This window comes from Microbacterium sp. TS-1, from assembly GCF_000509385.1.
GTDB lineage: Bacteria > Actinomycetota > Actinomycetes > Actinomycetales > Microbacteriaceae > Microbacterium > Microbacterium arborescens.
Window position 1 is genome coordinate 730,067 of record NZ_BASQ01000001.1, and the last position, 15,826, is coordinate 745,892.

At 67.9% G+C, this 15,826-nt stretch carries 15 protein-coding genes; 2 read left to right on the forward strand and 13 right to left on the reverse strand.

The genetic code is table 11. The features are described 5' to 3' along the window. The first annotated feature begins 1 nt into the window (after position 1). The gene (gene pgl, locus MTS1_RS03450; RefSeq protein ID WP_023951462.1) at positions 2-775 is read left to right on the forward strand and encodes a 6-phosphogluconolactonase; all 774 of its coding nucleotides are present in this window, start codon (positions 2-4) and stop codon (positions 773-775) included. An 84-nt stretch (positions 776-859) separates the two neighbouring features. Here the strand turns inward: pgl and MTS1_RS03455 are convergent, their stop codons facing one another. From MTS1_RS03455 to MTS1_RS03505, 11 genes are all read right to left on the reverse strand, one after another. After that, complete coding sequence (locus MTS1_RS03455) at positions 860-1,216, reverse strand: RNA polymerase-binding protein RbpA (protein ID WP_023951465.1); 357 nt, start codon at positions 1,214-1,216, stop codon at positions 860-862. Beyond that, positions 1,216-1,464 (reverse strand): preprotein translocase subunit SecG, encoded by a 249-nt coding sequence (gene secG, locus MTS1_RS03460; protein WP_036304945.1) that lies wholly within the window; start codon positions 1,462-1,464, stop codon positions 1,216-1,218. Before secG ends, MTS1_RS03455 begins: the two co-directional genes overlap by 1 nt. A gap of 114 nt (positions 1,465-1,578) precedes the next feature. Next, the gene (tpiA, locus tag MTS1_RS03465; protein ID WP_023951467.1) at positions 1,579-2,367 is read right to left on the reverse strand and encodes a triose-phosphate isomerase; all 789 of its coding nucleotides are present in this window, start codon (positions 2,365-2,367) and stop codon (positions 1,579-1,581) included. Continuing rightward, positions 2,358-3,572, reverse strand: a complete 1,215-nt coding sequence (gene pgk, locus MTS1_RS03470; RefSeq protein WP_023951469.1) for a phosphoglycerate kinase — start codon at positions 3,570-3,572, stop codon at positions 2,358-2,360. Before pgk ends, tpiA begins: the two co-directional genes overlap by 10 nt. Before the next feature lie 5 nt (positions 3,573-3,577). After that, complete coding sequence (gene gap / locus MTS1_RS03475; protein ID WP_023951471.1) at positions 3,578-4,582, reverse strand: type I glyceraldehyde-3-phosphate dehydrogenase; 1,005 nt, start codon at positions 4,580-4,582, stop codon at positions 3,578-3,580. A gap of 137 nt (positions 4,583-4,719) precedes the next feature. Continuing rightward, positions 4,720-5,340 carry a superoxide dismutase gene (locus MTS1_RS03480; protein ID WP_023951473.1) on the reverse strand — a complete coding sequence of 207 codons (621 nt, stop codon included), beginning with the start codon at positions 5,338-5,340 and terminating at the stop codon, positions 4,720-4,722. Positions 5,341-5,496: 156 nt separating this feature from the next. Continuing rightward, positions 5,497-6,474 (reverse strand): DNA-binding protein WhiA, encoded by a 978-nt coding sequence (whiA, locus tag MTS1_RS03485; protein WP_023951475.1) that lies wholly within the window; start codon positions 6,472-6,474, stop codon positions 5,497-5,499. A 41-nt stretch (positions 6,475-6,515) separates the two neighbouring features. Further along, positions 6,516-7,391, reverse strand: coding sequence for an RNase adapter RapZ (gene rapZ / locus MTS1_RS03490; RefSeq protein WP_036304946.1), 876 nt, complete (start codon positions 7,389-7,391; stop codon positions 6,516-6,518). Positions 7,392-7,425: 34 nt separating this feature from the next. Further along, complete coding sequence (uvrC, locus tag MTS1_RS03495) at positions 7,426-9,324, reverse strand: excinuclease ABC subunit UvrC (protein ID WP_023951478.1); 1,899 nt, start codon at positions 9,322-9,324, stop codon at positions 7,426-7,428. 1 nt (position 9,325) lies between these two features. Continuing rightward, positions 9,326-12,211, reverse strand: coding sequence for an excinuclease ABC subunit UvrA (gene uvrA, locus MTS1_RS03500; RefSeq protein ID WP_023951480.1), 2,886 nt, complete (start codon positions 12,209-12,211; stop codon positions 9,326-9,328). A gap of 52 nt (positions 12,212-12,263) precedes the next feature. Then, entirely contained in the window at positions 12,264-12,710 is a 447-nt protein-coding gene (locus MTS1_RS03505; RefSeq protein ID WP_036304948.1) for a MarR family winged helix-turn-helix transcriptional regulator, read from the reverse strand. A gap of 60 nt (positions 12,711-12,770) precedes the next feature. Here MTS1_RS03505 and MTS1_RS03510 point away from each other — a divergent pair, with 60 nt between their 5' ends. Further along, positions 12,771-13,007, forward strand: a complete 237-nt coding sequence (locus MTS1_RS03510) for a hypothetical protein (RefSeq protein ID WP_370576207.1) — start codon at positions 12,771-12,773, stop codon at positions 13,005-13,007. Positions 13,008-13,028: 21 nt separating this feature from the next. Here the strand turns inward: MTS1_RS03510 and uvrB are convergent, their stop codons facing one another. Both uvrB and coaE read right to left on the reverse strand, forming a co-directional pair. Further along, positions 13,029-15,110, reverse strand: coding sequence for an excinuclease ABC subunit UvrB (gene uvrB / locus MTS1_RS03515; protein WP_023951483.1), 2,082 nt, complete (start codon positions 15,108-15,110; stop codon positions 13,029-13,031). Between the two features lie 63 nt (positions 15,111-15,173). Beyond that, entirely contained in the window at positions 15,174-15,782 is a 609-nt protein-coding gene (coaE, locus tag MTS1_RS03520) for a dephospho-CoA kinase (protein WP_023951484.1), read from the reverse strand. Positions 15,783-15,826: the final 44 nt, after the last annotated feature.

Genomic DNA, 15,826 nt, shown 5'->3' on the forward strand with positions numbered 1-15,826 from the left:
CATGCCCACCGCCGAGAAACGCGTCGTCATCAGTCCTGACGTCGACACCCTGACCGGCTCCATCGCGTCACGCTTCCTCGATCGCGTGGCGAAGTGGGGCGCGGACGGGCGGACCGTCAACGTCGGGCTCGCGGGCGGCGGGATCATCGGCGATGTGCTCGAGCGGCTGGGTTCCCACCCGGATCGTGACGGCGTCGACTGGTCGCGCGTGCACTTCTGGTGGGTCGACGAACGCTTCGTTCCGCGCGACAGCGACGACCGGAACGAAGCCGTCGCCCGCCGGGCGTTCCTCGATGCGATCGCCGTGCCCGCCGAGAACGTGCACCCCATCGCCGCATCCGACGAGGTCCCGGATGCCGAGGCCGCGGCTACGGCGTACGCGGCAGAGCTCGCCTCAGCCGGTTCGGACGAGGCGGCCTGGCCCGTGTTCGACATCTGCTTCCTCGGCGTCGGCCCCGACGGCCATATCGCCTCGCTGTTCCCGGACCGCGGTGAGATACGCATCACCGACAGCCCTGTGTCAGCCGTACACGACTCCCCCAAGCCGCCGTCCGACCGTGTCACCGTCACACGTCCCGTGATCAACGGGTCCAAGCGTGTGTGGATGGTGCTGGCCGGGCCCGACAAGTCGGCGGCACTCGGGCTCGCCCTCGCCGGCGCCAGCTATCACAGCGTGCCCGCCGCAGGCGCCAAGGGTACTCGTCGCACGATCCTGTTCACCGACGAGGCGACCGCCGCCCAGGTGCCGCCGGAGCTGATCGACGACCAGTACTAACGTCGCCGACCCGGATGAACGAAGAAGAGAGCGGATGCCGCGGCATCCGCTCTCTTCTTCGTTCGTCGCGTCGTGCGTCTCGCGTCAGTTCAGCCCACGACGCTCGCGAAGCTGCTGCAGGGCCTCATCGAGGAGCTGCTCGGCTTCTTCGTCAGTGCGACGCTCCTTCACGTAGGCGAGGTGCGTCTTGTACGGCTCGGTCTTGGCGACAGCCGGCGGGTTCGCCTTGTCGCGGCCGGCCGGCAGCCCCGAGTGGGGCGAGTCGATCGTCTCGGGGATCTCTTCCTCGGCGATACCGGCAGCGAAATAGCGCACGGTTTCGTTACCGAGAGCATCCCAGTACGAAATCGCCACGCGATCAGCGTGGTGACCGTGGTCCTGCTCGCCCATGGGCCCCGCGCCGACGCGGGTGCCGCGGATCGCGTTCCCTCCCGTGGCCATCAGAGCACCGTGAACTTCGTGATGAGGCCGAGGGCGACGATGGAGAGGAACCACGCCAGCGCGAGCACGATCGTGAAACGGTTGAGGTTGCGCTCGGCGAGCCCCGACGAGCCCATAGCGGAACTCATCCCGCCGCCGAACATGTCGGACAGGCCGCCGCCACGCCCCTTGTGGAGCAGGATCAGCAACGTCAGGAGCAGGCTGGTGATGCCCAGAAGCACCTGCAGCACGAACTCGAGGATCTGCACGGTGGTCGTCACCTTTCCGGCGATCGTTCCGATCGCACGAGGATCAAGTATATCCAGCAGCCGCGCGGATACGCGTACGGCCCGGCGACCGGTAGGTCGCCGGGCCGTACGACGTCACACGCCGACGTGCTTCTGGTAGCGGATGATCGCGGCGAACTCGTCCGCGACCAGGCTCGCGCCGCCGACGAGGGCGCCGTCGACATCGGGCTCGCGCATGAATCCGGCGATGTTCGCCGACTTCACCGAACCGCCGTACAGGATGCGGGTGCGTGCCGCCGCGTCAGCCCCGAGCACGGAGCCGACGACCTCACGCAGCTTCGCGCATACGTCCTGCGCCTGCTGCGGCGTCGCCGCCTGCCCCGAGCCGATGGCCCACACCGGCTCGTAGGCGACCACGATGTCGGCATCCGCCGCCACGCCCGCGAGGGCCGCTTCGAGCTGCGCCACCGGAACAGCCGAAGCGCCGTGCTCCTCGAGGTCTTCCGCCGTCTCCCCCACGCAGATGACCGGTGAGAGGCCGTGACGGAGTGCCGCCTGGACCTTCGCCGCGACGACCTCATCGGTCTCGGCGTGGTACTCGCGACGCTCGGAGTGACCGATGATCACATACCGGCAGTCGAGCTGCTTGAGGAACGCTCCCGAGATCTCACCGGTGTACGCACCGGAGTCCTTCGTCGAGAGGTCCTGAGCGCCGAGCGCGAACGCGATCTTGTCGGCGTCGAGCAGCGTCTGCACCGTCCGCAGATCGGTGAAGGGCGGGAAGACCGCCACCTCGACCGAGTCGTCGTCGTGCTTGGCGTCCTTCAGCGTCCAGTGGAGCTTCTGCACGAACGCGACCGCCTGCAGGTGGTCGAGATTCATCTTCCAGTTGCCCGCGATGAGGGGCATACGGTTCATGCCCATCCGAGCACCTCCAGACCGGGCAGCTTCTTGCCCTCCAGGAACTCCAGCGACGCACCGCCACCGGTCGAAATGTGGCCGAACGACGAGTCGGAGAATCCGAGCTGGCGCACCGCCGCCGCGGAGTCTCCGCCGCCGACGACCGACAGGCCGTCGACTTCGGTGAGCGCCTGGGCGACAGCGCGGGTGCCCGCGGCGAACGCCGGCATCTCGAACACGCCCATGGGCCCGTTCCAGAAGACGGTACGGGAGCTGCGGATCGCGTCTGCGAAAAGCTCCGCCGTCTTCGGGCCGATGTCCAGGCCCATGCCGTCGGCACCGAAGGCGGTGTCCTCCAGAGCATCGGCCGCGGCGACGACGTGGTCGGCGTCGGCGGCGAAACCGGAGGCCATGACGGCGTCGACGGGGAGAACGAGCTCGACGCCGCGCTCCTTCGCCGTGGCGATGTAGCCCTTCACGGTTTCGAGCTGGTCGCTCTCGAGCAGGCTCTTGCCGACCTCGTGCCCGAGCGCAGCGAGGAACGTGAACAGCATCCCGCCGCCGACGAGGATCTTGTCGGCGCGCGGAAGCAGGTGCTCGATGACACCCAGCTTGTCACTCACCTTCGAACCGCCGAGCACCACCGCGTACGGACGCTCCGGGTTCTCAGTGAGGCGGTCGAGGACGTCGACCTCCTTCTCGATGAGGAACCCGGCCGCCGAGGGCAGGATCTCGGCGAGATCGTAGACCGACGCCTGCTTGCGGTGCACGACACCGAAGCCGTCCGAGACGAGCACGTCGCCGAGGGAGGCGAGCTGCTCGGCGAAGGCGCGACGCTGGGTCTCGTCCTTCGCGGTCTCCCCTGCGTTGAAGCGGAGGTTCTCGATCACCGCCACGTCGCCGTCGCCGAGGGACGACACGACCTGCTGCGCCGACTCGCCCACGGTGTCGCCGGCGAAGGCGACGGGCTTGCCGAGCAGCTCGGACAGCCGCTGCGCGACGGGCTCGAGCGAGTACTTCGGGTCGGGGGAACCGTCGGGACGACCGAGGTGCGAGCAGGCGATGACGCGCGCGCCCTGGCCGATGAGGTGGTCGATGGTGGGCAGCGCCGCACGCACACGGCCATCGTCCGTGATGACTCCGTCCTTCAGGGGGACGTTGAAGTCAACACGGACGATGACGCGCTTGCCTGCGAGCGGGCCCAGCGAATCGAGGGTTCGCAGAGCCATGGTCGTCAGAGCTTGCTGGCGACGAGCTCGGTGAGGTCGACGAGGCGGTTGGAGTAGCCCCACTCGTTGTCGTACCAGCCGACGACCTTGACCTGGTTGCCGATGACGCGGGTCAGGCCTGCGTCGAAGATGCAGGAGTGGTCGTCGGTGACGATGTCGCTCGAGACGATCTCGTCCTCGGTGTACTTCAGGATGCCCTTGAGCGGTCCCTCGGCAGCAGCCTTGTATGCGGCCTTGATCTCGTCGACCGTGACCTCGCGCTCGAGCTCGACCGTGAGGTCGGTGGCCGAACCGGTGGGAACGGGCACGCGCAGGGCGAAGCCGTCGAGCTTGCCCTTGAGCTCGGGGAGGACGAGGCCGATGGCCTTGGCCGCACCCGTCGAGGTGGGGACGATGTTCAGGGCGGCGGCGCGTGCGCGGCGGAGGTCGCTGTGCGGGCCGTCCTGCAGGTTCTGGTCGGCGGTGTACGCGTGGACCGTCGTCATGAGGCCCTTGACGATGCCGAATTCGTCGTTGAGAACCTTCGCCAGCGGCGCGAGGCAGTTGGTGGTGCACGACGCGTTCGAGATGACGTTGTGGTTCTCGGGGTCGTACAGGTCCTCGTTGGCGCCGATGACGAACGTGCCGTCCTCGCCCTTCGCGGGAGCCGAGATCAGAACCTTCTTGGCGCCGCCCGCGATGTGCTTCTTGGCGTCCTCGGCGTTCGTGAAGCGACCCGTCGACTCGATGACGATGTCGACGCCCAGCTCACCCCAGGGCAGGTTGGCGGGGTCGCGCTCTTCGAAGACCTTGATGGTCTTGCCGCCGACCGTGATCGAGTCCTCCGAGTACGTGACCTCGGCGTCCAGGCGACCCAGGATCGAGTCGTACTTGAGCAGGTGGGCGAGAGTCTTGTTGTCGGTGAGGTCGTTCACCGCCACGATCTCGAGGTCCGCGCCCTGAGCGAGGGCGGCGCGGAGGTAGTTGCGTCCGATGCGGCCGAAGCCGTTGATGCCGATCTTGACAGACACGATGTCTCCCGTTTCTTGTCGCGCCGGAAAAGCCCGTGCTGGCTGACCGAAACGCGATCTGATGAAAAAGAAGAGGATGCCGGGTTCGGCTCCCGTTGCCGGGAGGAGCCCGGCATCCTCACCTGTTTATGACCCTACTACGCGAGCAGGCCGGCCGTCTTCTCCCGAGCCGTCACAAAGCGCTCGGCGACGTTCTGCCAGTTCGCGATGTTCCACGCCGCCTTGACGTAGTCCGCCTTGACGTTGAGGTAGTCGAGGTAGAAGGCGTGCTCCCACATGTCGAGCTGGAAGATGGGGATGGTTCCCTGGGCGGTGTTCGACTGCTGGTCGAACAGCTGCTGGATGATCAGCTGGGCGCCGATCGGGTCCCAGCTGAGCACGGCCCAGCCGGAGCCCTGGATGCCGGTGGCGGCAGCCGTGAAGTGCGCCTGGAACTTGTCGAAGCCCCCGAAGAACTCGTCGATCGCCGCACGGAGCTCGCCCTCGGGCTCGCCACCGCCCTCGGGCGAGAGGTTCGTCCAGAAGATGGAGTGGTTGACGTGCCCGCCGAGGTTGAACGCGAGGTCCTTCTCGAGCTTGTTGACGTTCGCGAGGTTGCCGGTCTCACGGGCCTCCGCGAGCTGCTCGAGAGCGGTGTTGGCGCCGTTCACGTACGTCTGGTGGTGCTTGGAGTGATGAAGCTCCATGATCTTGCCGCTGATGTGCGGCTCGAGAGCCGCGTAATCATAGGGGAGCTCGGGAAGGGTGTACTTCGTCATTCTCTATCTCCTGTCAGCACCGCGCAGCGCGCGGCTCGTGCTGTCGAAGGCGCGCGACCGCACGCCTCGTGGACGTTTCTCATCCTATTGAGGGGCAACGCGTCGCACACCCCGTTGCTTCCCGTTCGGAACGCGGTGTAACGCGGAAGAGGTCGCTCAGTCGGAAAGACCCGCGGGGACGGCCGACTCGGTGTCGGGCAGACCCTCGGCGGCGGCCTTCTTGTCGGCCATCGCGAGAAGGCGGCGGATGCGGCCCGCGACGGCGTCTTTGGTGAGGGGCGGATCGGCGTGGTGCCCGAGCTCGTCGAGGCTCGCGTCCCGGTGCGCGAGGCGCAGGTCTCCGGCCTGCTTGAGGTGGTCGGGCACCTCGTCCCCCAGGATCTCGAGAGCGCGCTCGACCCGGGCACAGGCTGCGACGGCCGCCTGGGCCGAACGACGCAGGTTCGCATCGTCGAAGTTCACGAGACGGTTCACGCCGGCGCGCACCTCGCGGCGCTGACGCATCTGATCCCAGGTGTCGGCCGTGCGCGTGGCGCCCATCTCGGCCAGCGTCTGACGAATCGCCTCGCCGTCGCGGACGACGACGCGCGGGATCCCGCGCACCTCGCGTGCCTTGGCGGCGATGCCCAGACGGTGGGCGGCGCCGACGAGGGCCATGGCGGCTTCCGGCGACGGGCACGAGATCTCGAGAGCCGCCGAACGCCCGGGGTCCGACAGCGAGCCGGCCGCGAGGAACGCTCCGCGCCACAGCGCGGCCAGATCGGGACGCGATCCCGTCGTCAGCCGGTTGGGAAGGCCGCGGACGGGACGTCGACGCTGGTCGAGCAGGCCCGTCTGGCGAGCCAGGGTCTCCCCGCCCTCGCGGACACGAACGGCGAACGTCGCGCCGTCGCGTCCGCCGGATGCCTGGATGCGGGCGAGCTCGGGGCGCACACCGTAGATCTCGACGAGCTCGCGGGCGACGCGGCGCGCCAGAATCTCCGAGTCGACCTCGGCCTCGACGGCCACACGGCCCGCGATGGAGTGCAGACCGCCCGCAAAGCGCAGGATCGCGGTCACCTCGGCCACCCGGGCGGCGGGTCGAGGGTCGCGCATCGCAGCCAACTCGGTCTTGACGTCAGCGGTCAGCGGCACGGCGCTCCTTCGGGAGGGGGTTCGGGGGACGAAGGGATAGCCTACTCGCGACCGAGGTCGCGGTGCTTGAGTCGCACCGCCACACCCGGGAGGCCCGACAACCGCTGAGCGAGTTCGCGTGCTGTCACGACGGAGCGGTGCTTGCCGCCGGTGCACCCCACGGCGACCACCGAATGACGCTTGTTCTCCTCCTGGTACCCGCGCAGAACCGGGGCGAGGGCCGCAGCGTACGCGTCGATGAACTCGCGCGCATTATCGTGCGAGAGCACCTCCTCGCGCACCGCGTCGTCCTCGCCGGTGAGTGCCTTGAGCTCGGGGTTCCAGAAGGGGTTCGGGAGGAAGCGCATGTCGGCCACGAGGTCCGCGTCCGGCGGCAGCCCGTACTTGAACCCGAAGCTCATGACGGTGACCGTGTGCCGCGCCGCGCCGTCGTCGGCGAAGAGATCGGCGATGTAGGTGGCGAGCTGGTGGATGTTGTCGCGAGAGGTGTCGACGATCACGTCCGCACTCTCGCGAATGGGGGCGAGTCGCTCGCGCTCGCGGCGGATGCCGTCGACGAGTGTGCCGTCGCCCTGCAGCGGGTGCGGCCGCCGCACGGACTCGAACCGGCGCACGAGCACCTCGTCGGCGGCATCCAGGAACAGGATCCGCAGAGCGCGGCCGTGTCGCAGCGCGCGGGTGATGTCGGGCAGCGCCGCGAACAGCTCGCCACCGCGCACGTCGACGACCGCCGCGACTCGCGGCAGCGCGTTGCCCGCGAGCTCACTGAGCTCCAGCAGCGGGCGCAGCATCTGCGGCGGAAGGTTGTCGACGACGTACCAGCCGAGGTCTTCGAGGGCGTTGGCGGCCGTCGTGCGTCCGGCCCCGGACATACCCGTGACGATGAGAATCTCGCCCGCCGGAACCTCGTCGGTCACCGTCACCACCCCTGTCTTTTCGCCGGTGTCCAGCCTATCCGTCCGCGAGGTGCCGGTGGATCGCCTCCGCGAGGCGGGGACCGATTCCCGGCAGCTCCTGGATCTCCTCGGGGGTGGCCTGCTTGAGCTTCGACACGGACCCGAAATGGCGCAGCAGCGCCTTGATGCGGGCCGCTCCCAGGCCGGGGACTTCGGAGAGCACCGAGGTGATGTCGCGTTTGCGCCGCTTGCGCTGGTGGACGATCGCGAAGCGATGCGCCTCGTCACGCAGTCGCTGCAGCAGATAGAGCGATTCCGAGGTACGAGGCAGGATGACCGGGTACTCCTCCCCCGGCAGCCAGATCTCCTCGAGCCGCTTGGCGATGCCGCAGAGCGCGATCTCCGTGTGCCCGGCGTCTGCGAGCGCCCGGGCTGCGGCCTCGACCTGAGGCTTGCCGCCGTCGACCACGAGCAGCTGCGGACGGTAGGCGAACCGCGGACGCTTGCGTGCCGTGACGACCTCACCGTCGGCCGTCGCGTCGGGAACCGGCTCGTCCTCCTCGTCGGGCCGGTCGAGGTAGGCGAGACGTCGCGTGAGCACCTGATACATCGAGTCGGTGTCGTCGGTGGTCTCGTTGACGCCGAAGATCCGGTACTGATCCTTGCGCGGCAGGCCGTCCTCGAACACCACCAGCGAAGCGACCACGTTCGTGCCCGACAGATGAGACACGTCGTAGCACTCGATCCGCAGCGGAGCCTCGTCCAGGCCCAGCGCTTCCTGCAGATCCGTCAGCGCTTGACTGCGGGCGACGTAGTCGCTCGTGCGACGCGTCTTGTGGAGCATCAACGCCTGCTGGGCATTGATGCTGGCGGTCTTCATGAGGTCGGCCTTCCGCCCGCGCTGTGCGACCTGGATCGTCACGCGCCTCCCGCGGCGCGTCTGGAGCCACTGCTCCAGCTCCCCGGCGTCGCCCGGGAGGGTCGGGACGAACACATGGCGCGGGATGTCGGCGGCAGCGGCATCCCCGTACGTCCGCTGCAGCACCTGATCGACCAGATCGGCACCCGAGATGTCGATCTCCTTCTCGATGGTCGTCGCCCGGACACCGCGGATGCGGCCGCCACGCACGACGAAGTGCTGGACGGCGGCGGCGAGCTCGTCCTCGGCGATGCCGAAGAGGTCGGCATCCATGTCGTCCTCGAGCACGAGCGCGCTCTTGTTCAGGACGGCATCGATCGCCTGCAGCTTGTCGCGGTAGACGGCGGCCGACTCGTAGTCCATCGCGGCGGCCGACTCGCGCATGCGCGTCGTGAGCTCGCGGGCGAACCGCTGATCGCCGCCCGACATGAAGGCGACGAAATCGTCGACCATCGCGCGGTGCTCTTCGATCGTGACCTTCATCGAGCAGGGACCGCCGCACCGGCCGATCTGACCGGGGAAGCACGGACGCCCCGACGCCATGGCCTTCTTGTACGACGAATCGCTGCAGGTGCGGATCGGGAAGACCTTGATCATCAGGTCGATGGTCTCGTGCACCGCCCAGACCTTGGGGTACGGGCCGAAGTACTTCGCACCGGGGATCCGGCGGTTGCGCGTCACGATCACGCGGGGCGCTTCATCGGCGAGGGTGATCGCCATGAACGGATAGGACTTGTCGTCGCGGTAGCGGACGTTGAACGGCGGATCGAACTCCTTGATCCACATGTACTCCAGCTGGAGCGAGTCGACGTCGGTCGCCACCACCGTCCACTCGACGGATGCCGCTGTCGTGACCATGCGCCGCGTGCGCTCGTGGAGCGTGTGCAGCGGCGCGAAGTAGTTCGACAGGCGCGCCCGCAGGTTCTTCGCCTTGCCGACGTACAGCACCCGCCCCTCCGCGTCGCGGAAGCGGTAGACGCCGGGATCGGTCGGGATCTCGCCCGCTTTGGGCCGGTAGGGAAGGACGTTCGCCACGTCAGCCCGCCTTGCGCGCCGCCGGGGCCCCCAGGATCTCGGCGAGGAACTGGCCGGTGTGACTCTCGGCAACACCCGCGACCTGCTCGGGCGTGCCGGTCGCCACGATCGTGCCGCCGCCGGCTCCACCTTCGGGACCGAGGTCGATGATCCAGTCGGACGCCTTGATCACGTCGAGGTTGTGCTCGATCGTGATGACGGTGTTGCCCTTGTCGACGAGGCCGTTGAGGACCTCGAGGAGCTTGCGGACGTCTTCGAAATGCAGACCGGTCGTGGGCTCGTCGAGCACGTAGATGCTTCGGCCGTTCGAGCGGCGCTGGAGCTCCGTCGCGAGCTTGACACGCTGCGCCTCCCCGCCCGACAGCGTCGTGGCCGACTGACCGAGCCGGACGTAACCGAGCCCGACGTCGACGAGAGTCTTCAGGTAGCGGTGGATCGCCTGGATCGGCTCGAAGAACTCTGCCGCCTCCGAGATGGGCATCTCGAGGACCTCGGCGATGTTCTTGCCCTTGTAATGCACGGCCAGGGTGTCGCGGTTGTAGCGCTTGCCGTGGCACACCTCGCAGTCGACGTAGACGTCGGGCAGGAAGTTCATCTCGATCTTCAGCGTGCCGTCGCCCGAGCACGCCTCGCAGCGGCCCCCCTTGACGTTGAACGAGAAACGGCCGGGCAGGTACCCGCGCACCTTCGCCTCGGGCGTCTCGCTGAACAGGGTGCGGATGCGGTCGAAGACGCCCGTATAGGTGGCCGGGTTCGAGCGCGGTGTCCGGCCGATCGGCGCCTGGTCGACGTGGACGACCTTGTCGAGGTTGTCGAGTCCGGTGACACGCGTGTGCTTGCCCGCGACGCGGCGCGCGCCGTTCAGACGAGTCGCGAGCACTTCGTAGAGGATGCCGTTGACCAGCGTGGACTTGCCCGAGCCGCTCACACCCGTGACGGAGGTCAGCACGCCGAGCGGGAACTCGGCCGTGACGTTCTTCAGGTTGTTGGCACGAGCGCCGACGACGGTCAGCATCCGCTTCTTGTCGATCTTGCGACGCTTGGTCGGCGTCTCGAGCGAGCGCCGCCCCGACAGGTAGTCGCCGGTCATCGAGTTCTCGTCGGCGAGCAGAGCATCATAGGGGCCGGAGTGCACGACGTTGCCGCCCTCGACACCGGCGCGCGGGCCGATGTCGACCACCCAGTCGGCTGCGGCGATCGTCTCTTCGTCGTGCTCGACGACGATGAGCGTATTGCCGAGGTTCTTGAGCTTGACGAGGGTGTCGATCAATCGCCGGTTGTCGCGCTGGTGGAGTCCGATCGACGGCTCATCGAGGACGTAGAGCACCCCGGTGAGGCCCGAACCGATCTGCGTCGCGAGTCGGATGCGCTGCGCCTCGCCGCCCGAGAGCGACCCGGCTGCGCGGCCCAGGCTCAGGTAGTTCAGCCCGACCTCGATGAGGAAGTCGAGGCGAGCGCGGATCTCACGCAGCACCGCTGCGGCGATCTTGGCCTCGCGCTCCGTGAGCTCGAGCTGGTTGAAGTACGTCTGCGCCTCGGCGAGGCTCAGCCGAGCGACGTCGGCGATGGAGCGCTCGTGGACGAGGACGGCGAGCACCTCCGGCTTGAGCCGGTCGCCGTCGCATGCGGGGCACGGGACCTCGCGCAGGTACTCGGCCCAGCGCTGACGCTGCGTGTCGGTCTCGGCCTGAAGATACTGACGCTCGATGTACGGGATGACGCCCTCGAACCCGGAGGCGTAACGCATCTCGCGCCCGTAGCGGTTCTTCCACTTGACGGTGACCTTGTAGTTCTCTCCGCGGAGCACCGCATCCTGCACGTCGCCGGGGAGGTCGCGCCACGGAGTCTTGAGCGAGAACTTCAGGTCGGATGCGAGCCCCTCGAGGAGGCGCTCGTAGTACTGGAAGAGCCCCTTGCCCTGCGTCGTCCACGGCAGCAGGACGCCCTCGGCGATGGAGAGCTCCTCGTCGCCCAGCATGAGCTCCGGGTCGACCGACATCCGGGTGCCGAGACCGGAGCACGTGGGGCACGCACCGAAGGGTGCGTTGAACGAGAACGTGCGCGGCTCGATCTCGGTGAGCTGCAGGGCGTGCCCGTTGGGGCAGGCGAGCTTCTCACTGAAGCTCTGCCACGCGGCGTCGCCCTCTTCGTCGACGAAGTTGATCTTGATGACGCCGCCGGCCAGCGCGAGCGCGGTCTCGACGGAGTCGGTGACGCGTCCGAGCAGGTCGGGGCCGGCCACGAGCCGGTCGACCACCACCGCGATGTCGTGCTTGTAGCTCTTCTTCAGCGTCGGCGGCTCGGCGAGCGAGACGACGTCGCCGTCGACGACGGCGCGGGCGTAGCCCTTTGCGCTCAGCTCCTTGAAGAGGTCGACGAACTCGCCCTTCTTCTGCGTCACCACGGGCGCCACGACCTGGTAACGGGTGCGCTCGGGGAGCTCCATCAGCTGGTCGGCGATCTGCTGGACCGTCTGACGCTGGATCCGCTCACCGCACTCGGGGCAGTGCGGAACGCCGATGCGAGCCCAGAGCAGGCGCATGTAGTCGTGGATCTCGGTGATCGTGCCGACGGTCGACCGGGGGTTGCGGTTCGTCGACTTCTGATCGATCGAGACCGCCGGGCTGAGGCCCTCGATGAAGTCGACGTCGGGACGGTCGACCTGACCGAGGAACTGGCGTGCGTAAGCGCTCAGCGACTCGACGTAGCGGCGCTGACCCTCGGCGAAGATCGTGTCGAAGGCGAGGCTCGACTTTCCCGAGCCGGAGAGGCCGGTGAAGACGACGAGACTGTCGCGCGGAATGTCGAGATCGACGTCCTTGAGGTTGTGGACGCGGGCTCCGCGGACACTGAGTTTCGATGAGGAAGCGACGGGGACGATGGGCACCGCACAAGTCTAGGTGGGGCCTCCGACACTGGCTCCGAGGTTCGCCCTGGGCTCACTCGCGACGGAGAGAAGCGGGCTCTCGAGGGACCCGCCGCCCCGCGAAGGGCCGGAGACCGTCCCGCAGAGCGGTCACGTCGTCGACGGTCATCCCGACCGCCGCCATGACCTGTTCGGGTACGCGCACGGCATCCGCCCGCAGCGCGCGGCCGTCGGCGGTGAGGCCGATCTCGAGCACACGCTCGTCGCCTCTGCGTCGCTCACGCGTGACGAGCCCCTGGGCTTCGAGGCGTTTGACGAGCGGGGACAGCGTCGCCGGCTCCATCGCGAGGTCGGCCGCGAGCTCACCCAACGCCTGCGGAGACGCCTCCCAGAGGGCGAGCATGACGAGGTACTGCGGATGGGTCAGACCGAGGGGCTCGAGGATCGGGCGATAGATGGCCACGACGTTGCGGGCGGCGGTGACCAGCGCGAAGCAGAGCTGGTTGTCGAGCTTCAACATGTCGTCGGCGGAGTCCACACTCGCATCCTATACGTCCTAATCGTTAGTACACTGATGATCATGACCGACCACGACCACCGCCCTCCCCTCCGCACCCGCGTCCGCGAGGCGGGCGGCTGGTACGCCTACGTCAACTCGCGCCTCATCCGCGCGGCCGGCCCCGCGTCGGTCGGCCCCTACGACACCGAACCCGAACCGGAGCGCACCGGACGCGCGTGCCCGCTGTGCGGCCACCCCATGACCGAGCACGATGTCGATCGGACCGGCCCGAAGCCGCTTCTGCACTGCCCCCGCTGAGACCCAGACACGGCCGAGGCGTCAGGCGTGCCCGGCGCGCTCCATCGCGCGCAGTTCTTTCTTCAGATCCTGAACCTCGTCGCGGAGGCGCCCGGCCAGCTCGAACTTGAGTTCCGCTGCGGCGGCGAGCATCTGCTGCGACAGGTCTTCGATCGTCGCCTCGAGCTGCTGAGCCCCTTCTGCGGCGATTCCCTCACGTCGCAGCTGCGGTGTCGGGCTCTTGCCCTTGCCCGACTTGTTGCGAGCAGTCGCCTTGCCGTTCAGCAGATCGCGGGTATCGGACGCCTCGCGAGCGAGCGCATCGGTGATGTCGGCGATCTTCTTGCGCAGCGGCTGCGGATCGATGCCGTTCTCGAGGTTGTAGGCGATCTGCTTCTCACGTCGGCGCTCGGTCTCCTCGATGGCCGCGGCCATCGAGTCGGTGATCTTGTCGGCGTACATGTGCACCTGACCCGAGACGTTTCGTGCCGCACGTCCGATGGTCTGGATCAGCGAGGTTCCTGAGCGCAGGAACCCCTCCTTGTCGGCGTCGAGGATCGCGACGAGGGACACCTCCGGCAGGTCGAGTCCCTCGCGCAGCAGGTTGATGCCGACGAGGACGTCGTAGGCACCCTGGCGCAGCTCGGTCAGGAGCTCGACGCGCCGCAGCGTGTCGACGTCGGAGTGCAGGTAACGCACGCGCACGCCGTGCTCGCCGAGGAAGTCGGTCAGCTCCTCGGCCATCTTCTTCGTGAGCGTTGTGACGAGCACCCGCTCGTCGCGCTCCACCCGGAGTCGGATCTCCTCGAGCAGATCGTCGATCTGACCCTTCGACGGCTTGATGATGATCTCGGGGTCGACGAGGCCCGTCGGACGGATGATCTGCTCGACGACGCCGTCGGCGATGCCCATCTCGTAGCGCCCCGGCGTCGCGGAGAGGTAGACGGTCTGCCCGACGCGCTCCTTGAACTCGTCGAAGCGGAGCGGGCGGTTGTCCATCGCACTCGGCAGACGGAAACCGTGGTCGACGAGGGTGCGCTTACGGGAGGCATCCCCCTCGTACATCGCTCCGATCTGGGGAACGGTCACGTGCGACTCGTCGATCACGAGAAGGAAGTCGTCGGGGAAGAAGTCGAGCAGCGTGTGCGGTGGCTCTCCGGGGGAACGACCGTCGAGATGCCGCGAGTAGTTCTCGATGCCCGAGCAGAACCCGAGCTGCTGCAACATCTCGAGATCGAACGTCGTCCGCATCCGCAGTCGCTGCGCCTCGAGCAGCTTTCCCTGGCTCTCGAACTCCTTCAGGCGCTCAGCCAGCTCGTGCTCGATGGTGCCGATGGCGCGCTGCACCGTATCGGTGCCCGCGACGTAGTGGGAGGCCGGGAACACCGGAACGCTGTCCATCTTCTGCACGATGTCGCCCGTCAGAGGATGCAGCATGTAGAGCGCTTCGATCTCGTCGCCGAAGAGTTCGATGCGGATCGCGTATTCCTCGTACACGGGGATGATCTCGATGGTGTCGCCCCGCACCCGGAAGTTGCCGCGCGAGAAGTCCACGTCGTTGCGGTTGTACTGCATTGCGATGAACTTGCGGATCAGGGCGTCGCGGTCGTAACGCTCCCCCACCTGCAGCGCGACCATGGCGCGCAGGTACTCCTCCGGCGCGCCGAGGCCGTAGATGCACGAGACGGTGCTGACGACGACGACGTCGCGGCGGCTCAGCAGCGAGTTGGTGGTCGAGTGGCGCAACCGCTCGACTTCGGCGTTGATCGAGGAGTCCTTCTCGATGAAGGTGTCGGTCTGCGGGACGTAGGCCTCGGGCTGGTAGTAGTCGTAGTAGCTGACGAAGTACTCGACCGCGTTGTTCGGCATGAGATCGCGGAACTCGTTCGCCAGCTGCGCGGCGAGCGTCTTGTTGTGCGCCATGACGAGCGTCGGCCGTTGCACCTGCTCGATGAGCCACGCCGTCGTCGCGGACTTCCCCGTACCGGTGGCGCCCAGCAGCACGACGTCGGTCTCACCCGCGTTGATCCTGCCCGCGAGCTCGGCGATCGCCTGGGGCTGGTCACCGCTCGGGACGTATTCGCTGATGACCTCGAAGGGCCTCACTGAGCGCGTGGTCTGCATGATTCCAGCGTAGGCGGGGCCACCGACACCGGGCCCGGTCTTCGCTCAGAGCGTGCGCTCGTGCTAGCCGGTGGCCTCCGCCGTCAGCCGGTCCCACAGGGCGTCGACCTGCCGGAGCGTTTCGTCGAGGTCGCCCGCGGTGTCGATGACGACGTCCGCGATCGCGAGGCGCTCGTCATCCGGCACCTGAGCCGCGATCCTGCGGTCGGCCTCCTCGGCCGTCATCCCCCGCAGGTGCTGCAGCCGCTCGCGGCGCACGGGGGCGGGCGCGTGCGCGACGACGATCGCGTCCCACGGGTCGTCGACGCGGGCCTCGACGAGCAGCGGCACGTCGTACACGACGACTCTCCTGCGCTCCTGCCCGAGCGCCTCGTCGAAGCGACGCTGCGATTCCGCGCGCACCGCCGGATGCACGATCTCGTTCAGCGTCGTCCGCGCCTCCGAGTCGGCGAAGACGATGGACGCCAGCGCGGCGCGGTCGAGCTCACCATCCGCCGTGATCACTGCCGGCCCGAACGCCGCGCGAATGGCCTCCAGGACGGGCGAACCCGCTCGCTGGACGTCTCGGACGATCGCATCGGCATCGACGACGACGGCACCGTGCTCCGTCAGTCGCCGTGCGATCGTGCTCTTGCCGGATGCGATCCCGCCGGTCAATGCGATCAGAGGCATACACCCGAGGATGCCATGGGCGCTAGACCCGGCGCGAGGTCGCG

Coding starts and splice junctions, on each gene's coding strand:
- pgl (WP_023951462.1), top strand. CDS start 2: ATGCCCACCGCCGAGAAACGCGTCGTCATCAGTCCTGACGTCGACACC.
- MTS1_RS03455 (WP_023951465.1), bottom strand. CDS start 1,216: ATGGCCACGGGAGGGAACGCGATCCGCGGCACCCGCGTCGGCGCGGGG.
- tpiA (WP_023951467.1), bottom strand. CDS start 2,367: ATGGGCATGAACCGTATGCCCCTCATCGCGGGCAACTGGAAGATGAAT.
- pgk (WP_023951469.1), bottom strand. CDS start 3,572: ATGGCTCTGCGAACCCTCGATTCGCTGGGCCCGCTCGCAGGCAAGCGC.
- MTS1_RS03480 (WP_023951473.1), bottom strand. CDS start 5,340: ATGACGAAGTACACCCTTCCCGAGCTCCCCTATGATTACGCGGCTCTC.
- MTS1_RS03505 (WP_036304948.1), bottom strand. CDS start 12,710: ATGTTGAAGCTCGACAACCAGCTCTGCTTCGCGCTGGTCACCGCCGCC.
- MTS1_RS03510 (WP_370576207.1), top strand. CDS start 12,771: ATGACCGACCACGACCACCGCCCTCCCCTCCGCACCCGCGTCCGCGAG.
- uvrB (WP_023951483.1), bottom strand. CDS start 15,110: ATGCAGACCACGCGCTCAGTGAGGCCCTTCGAGGTCATCAGCGAATAC.
- coaE (WP_023951484.1), bottom strand. CDS start 15,782: ATGCCTCTGATCGCATTGACCGGCGGGATCGCATCCGGCAAGAGCACG.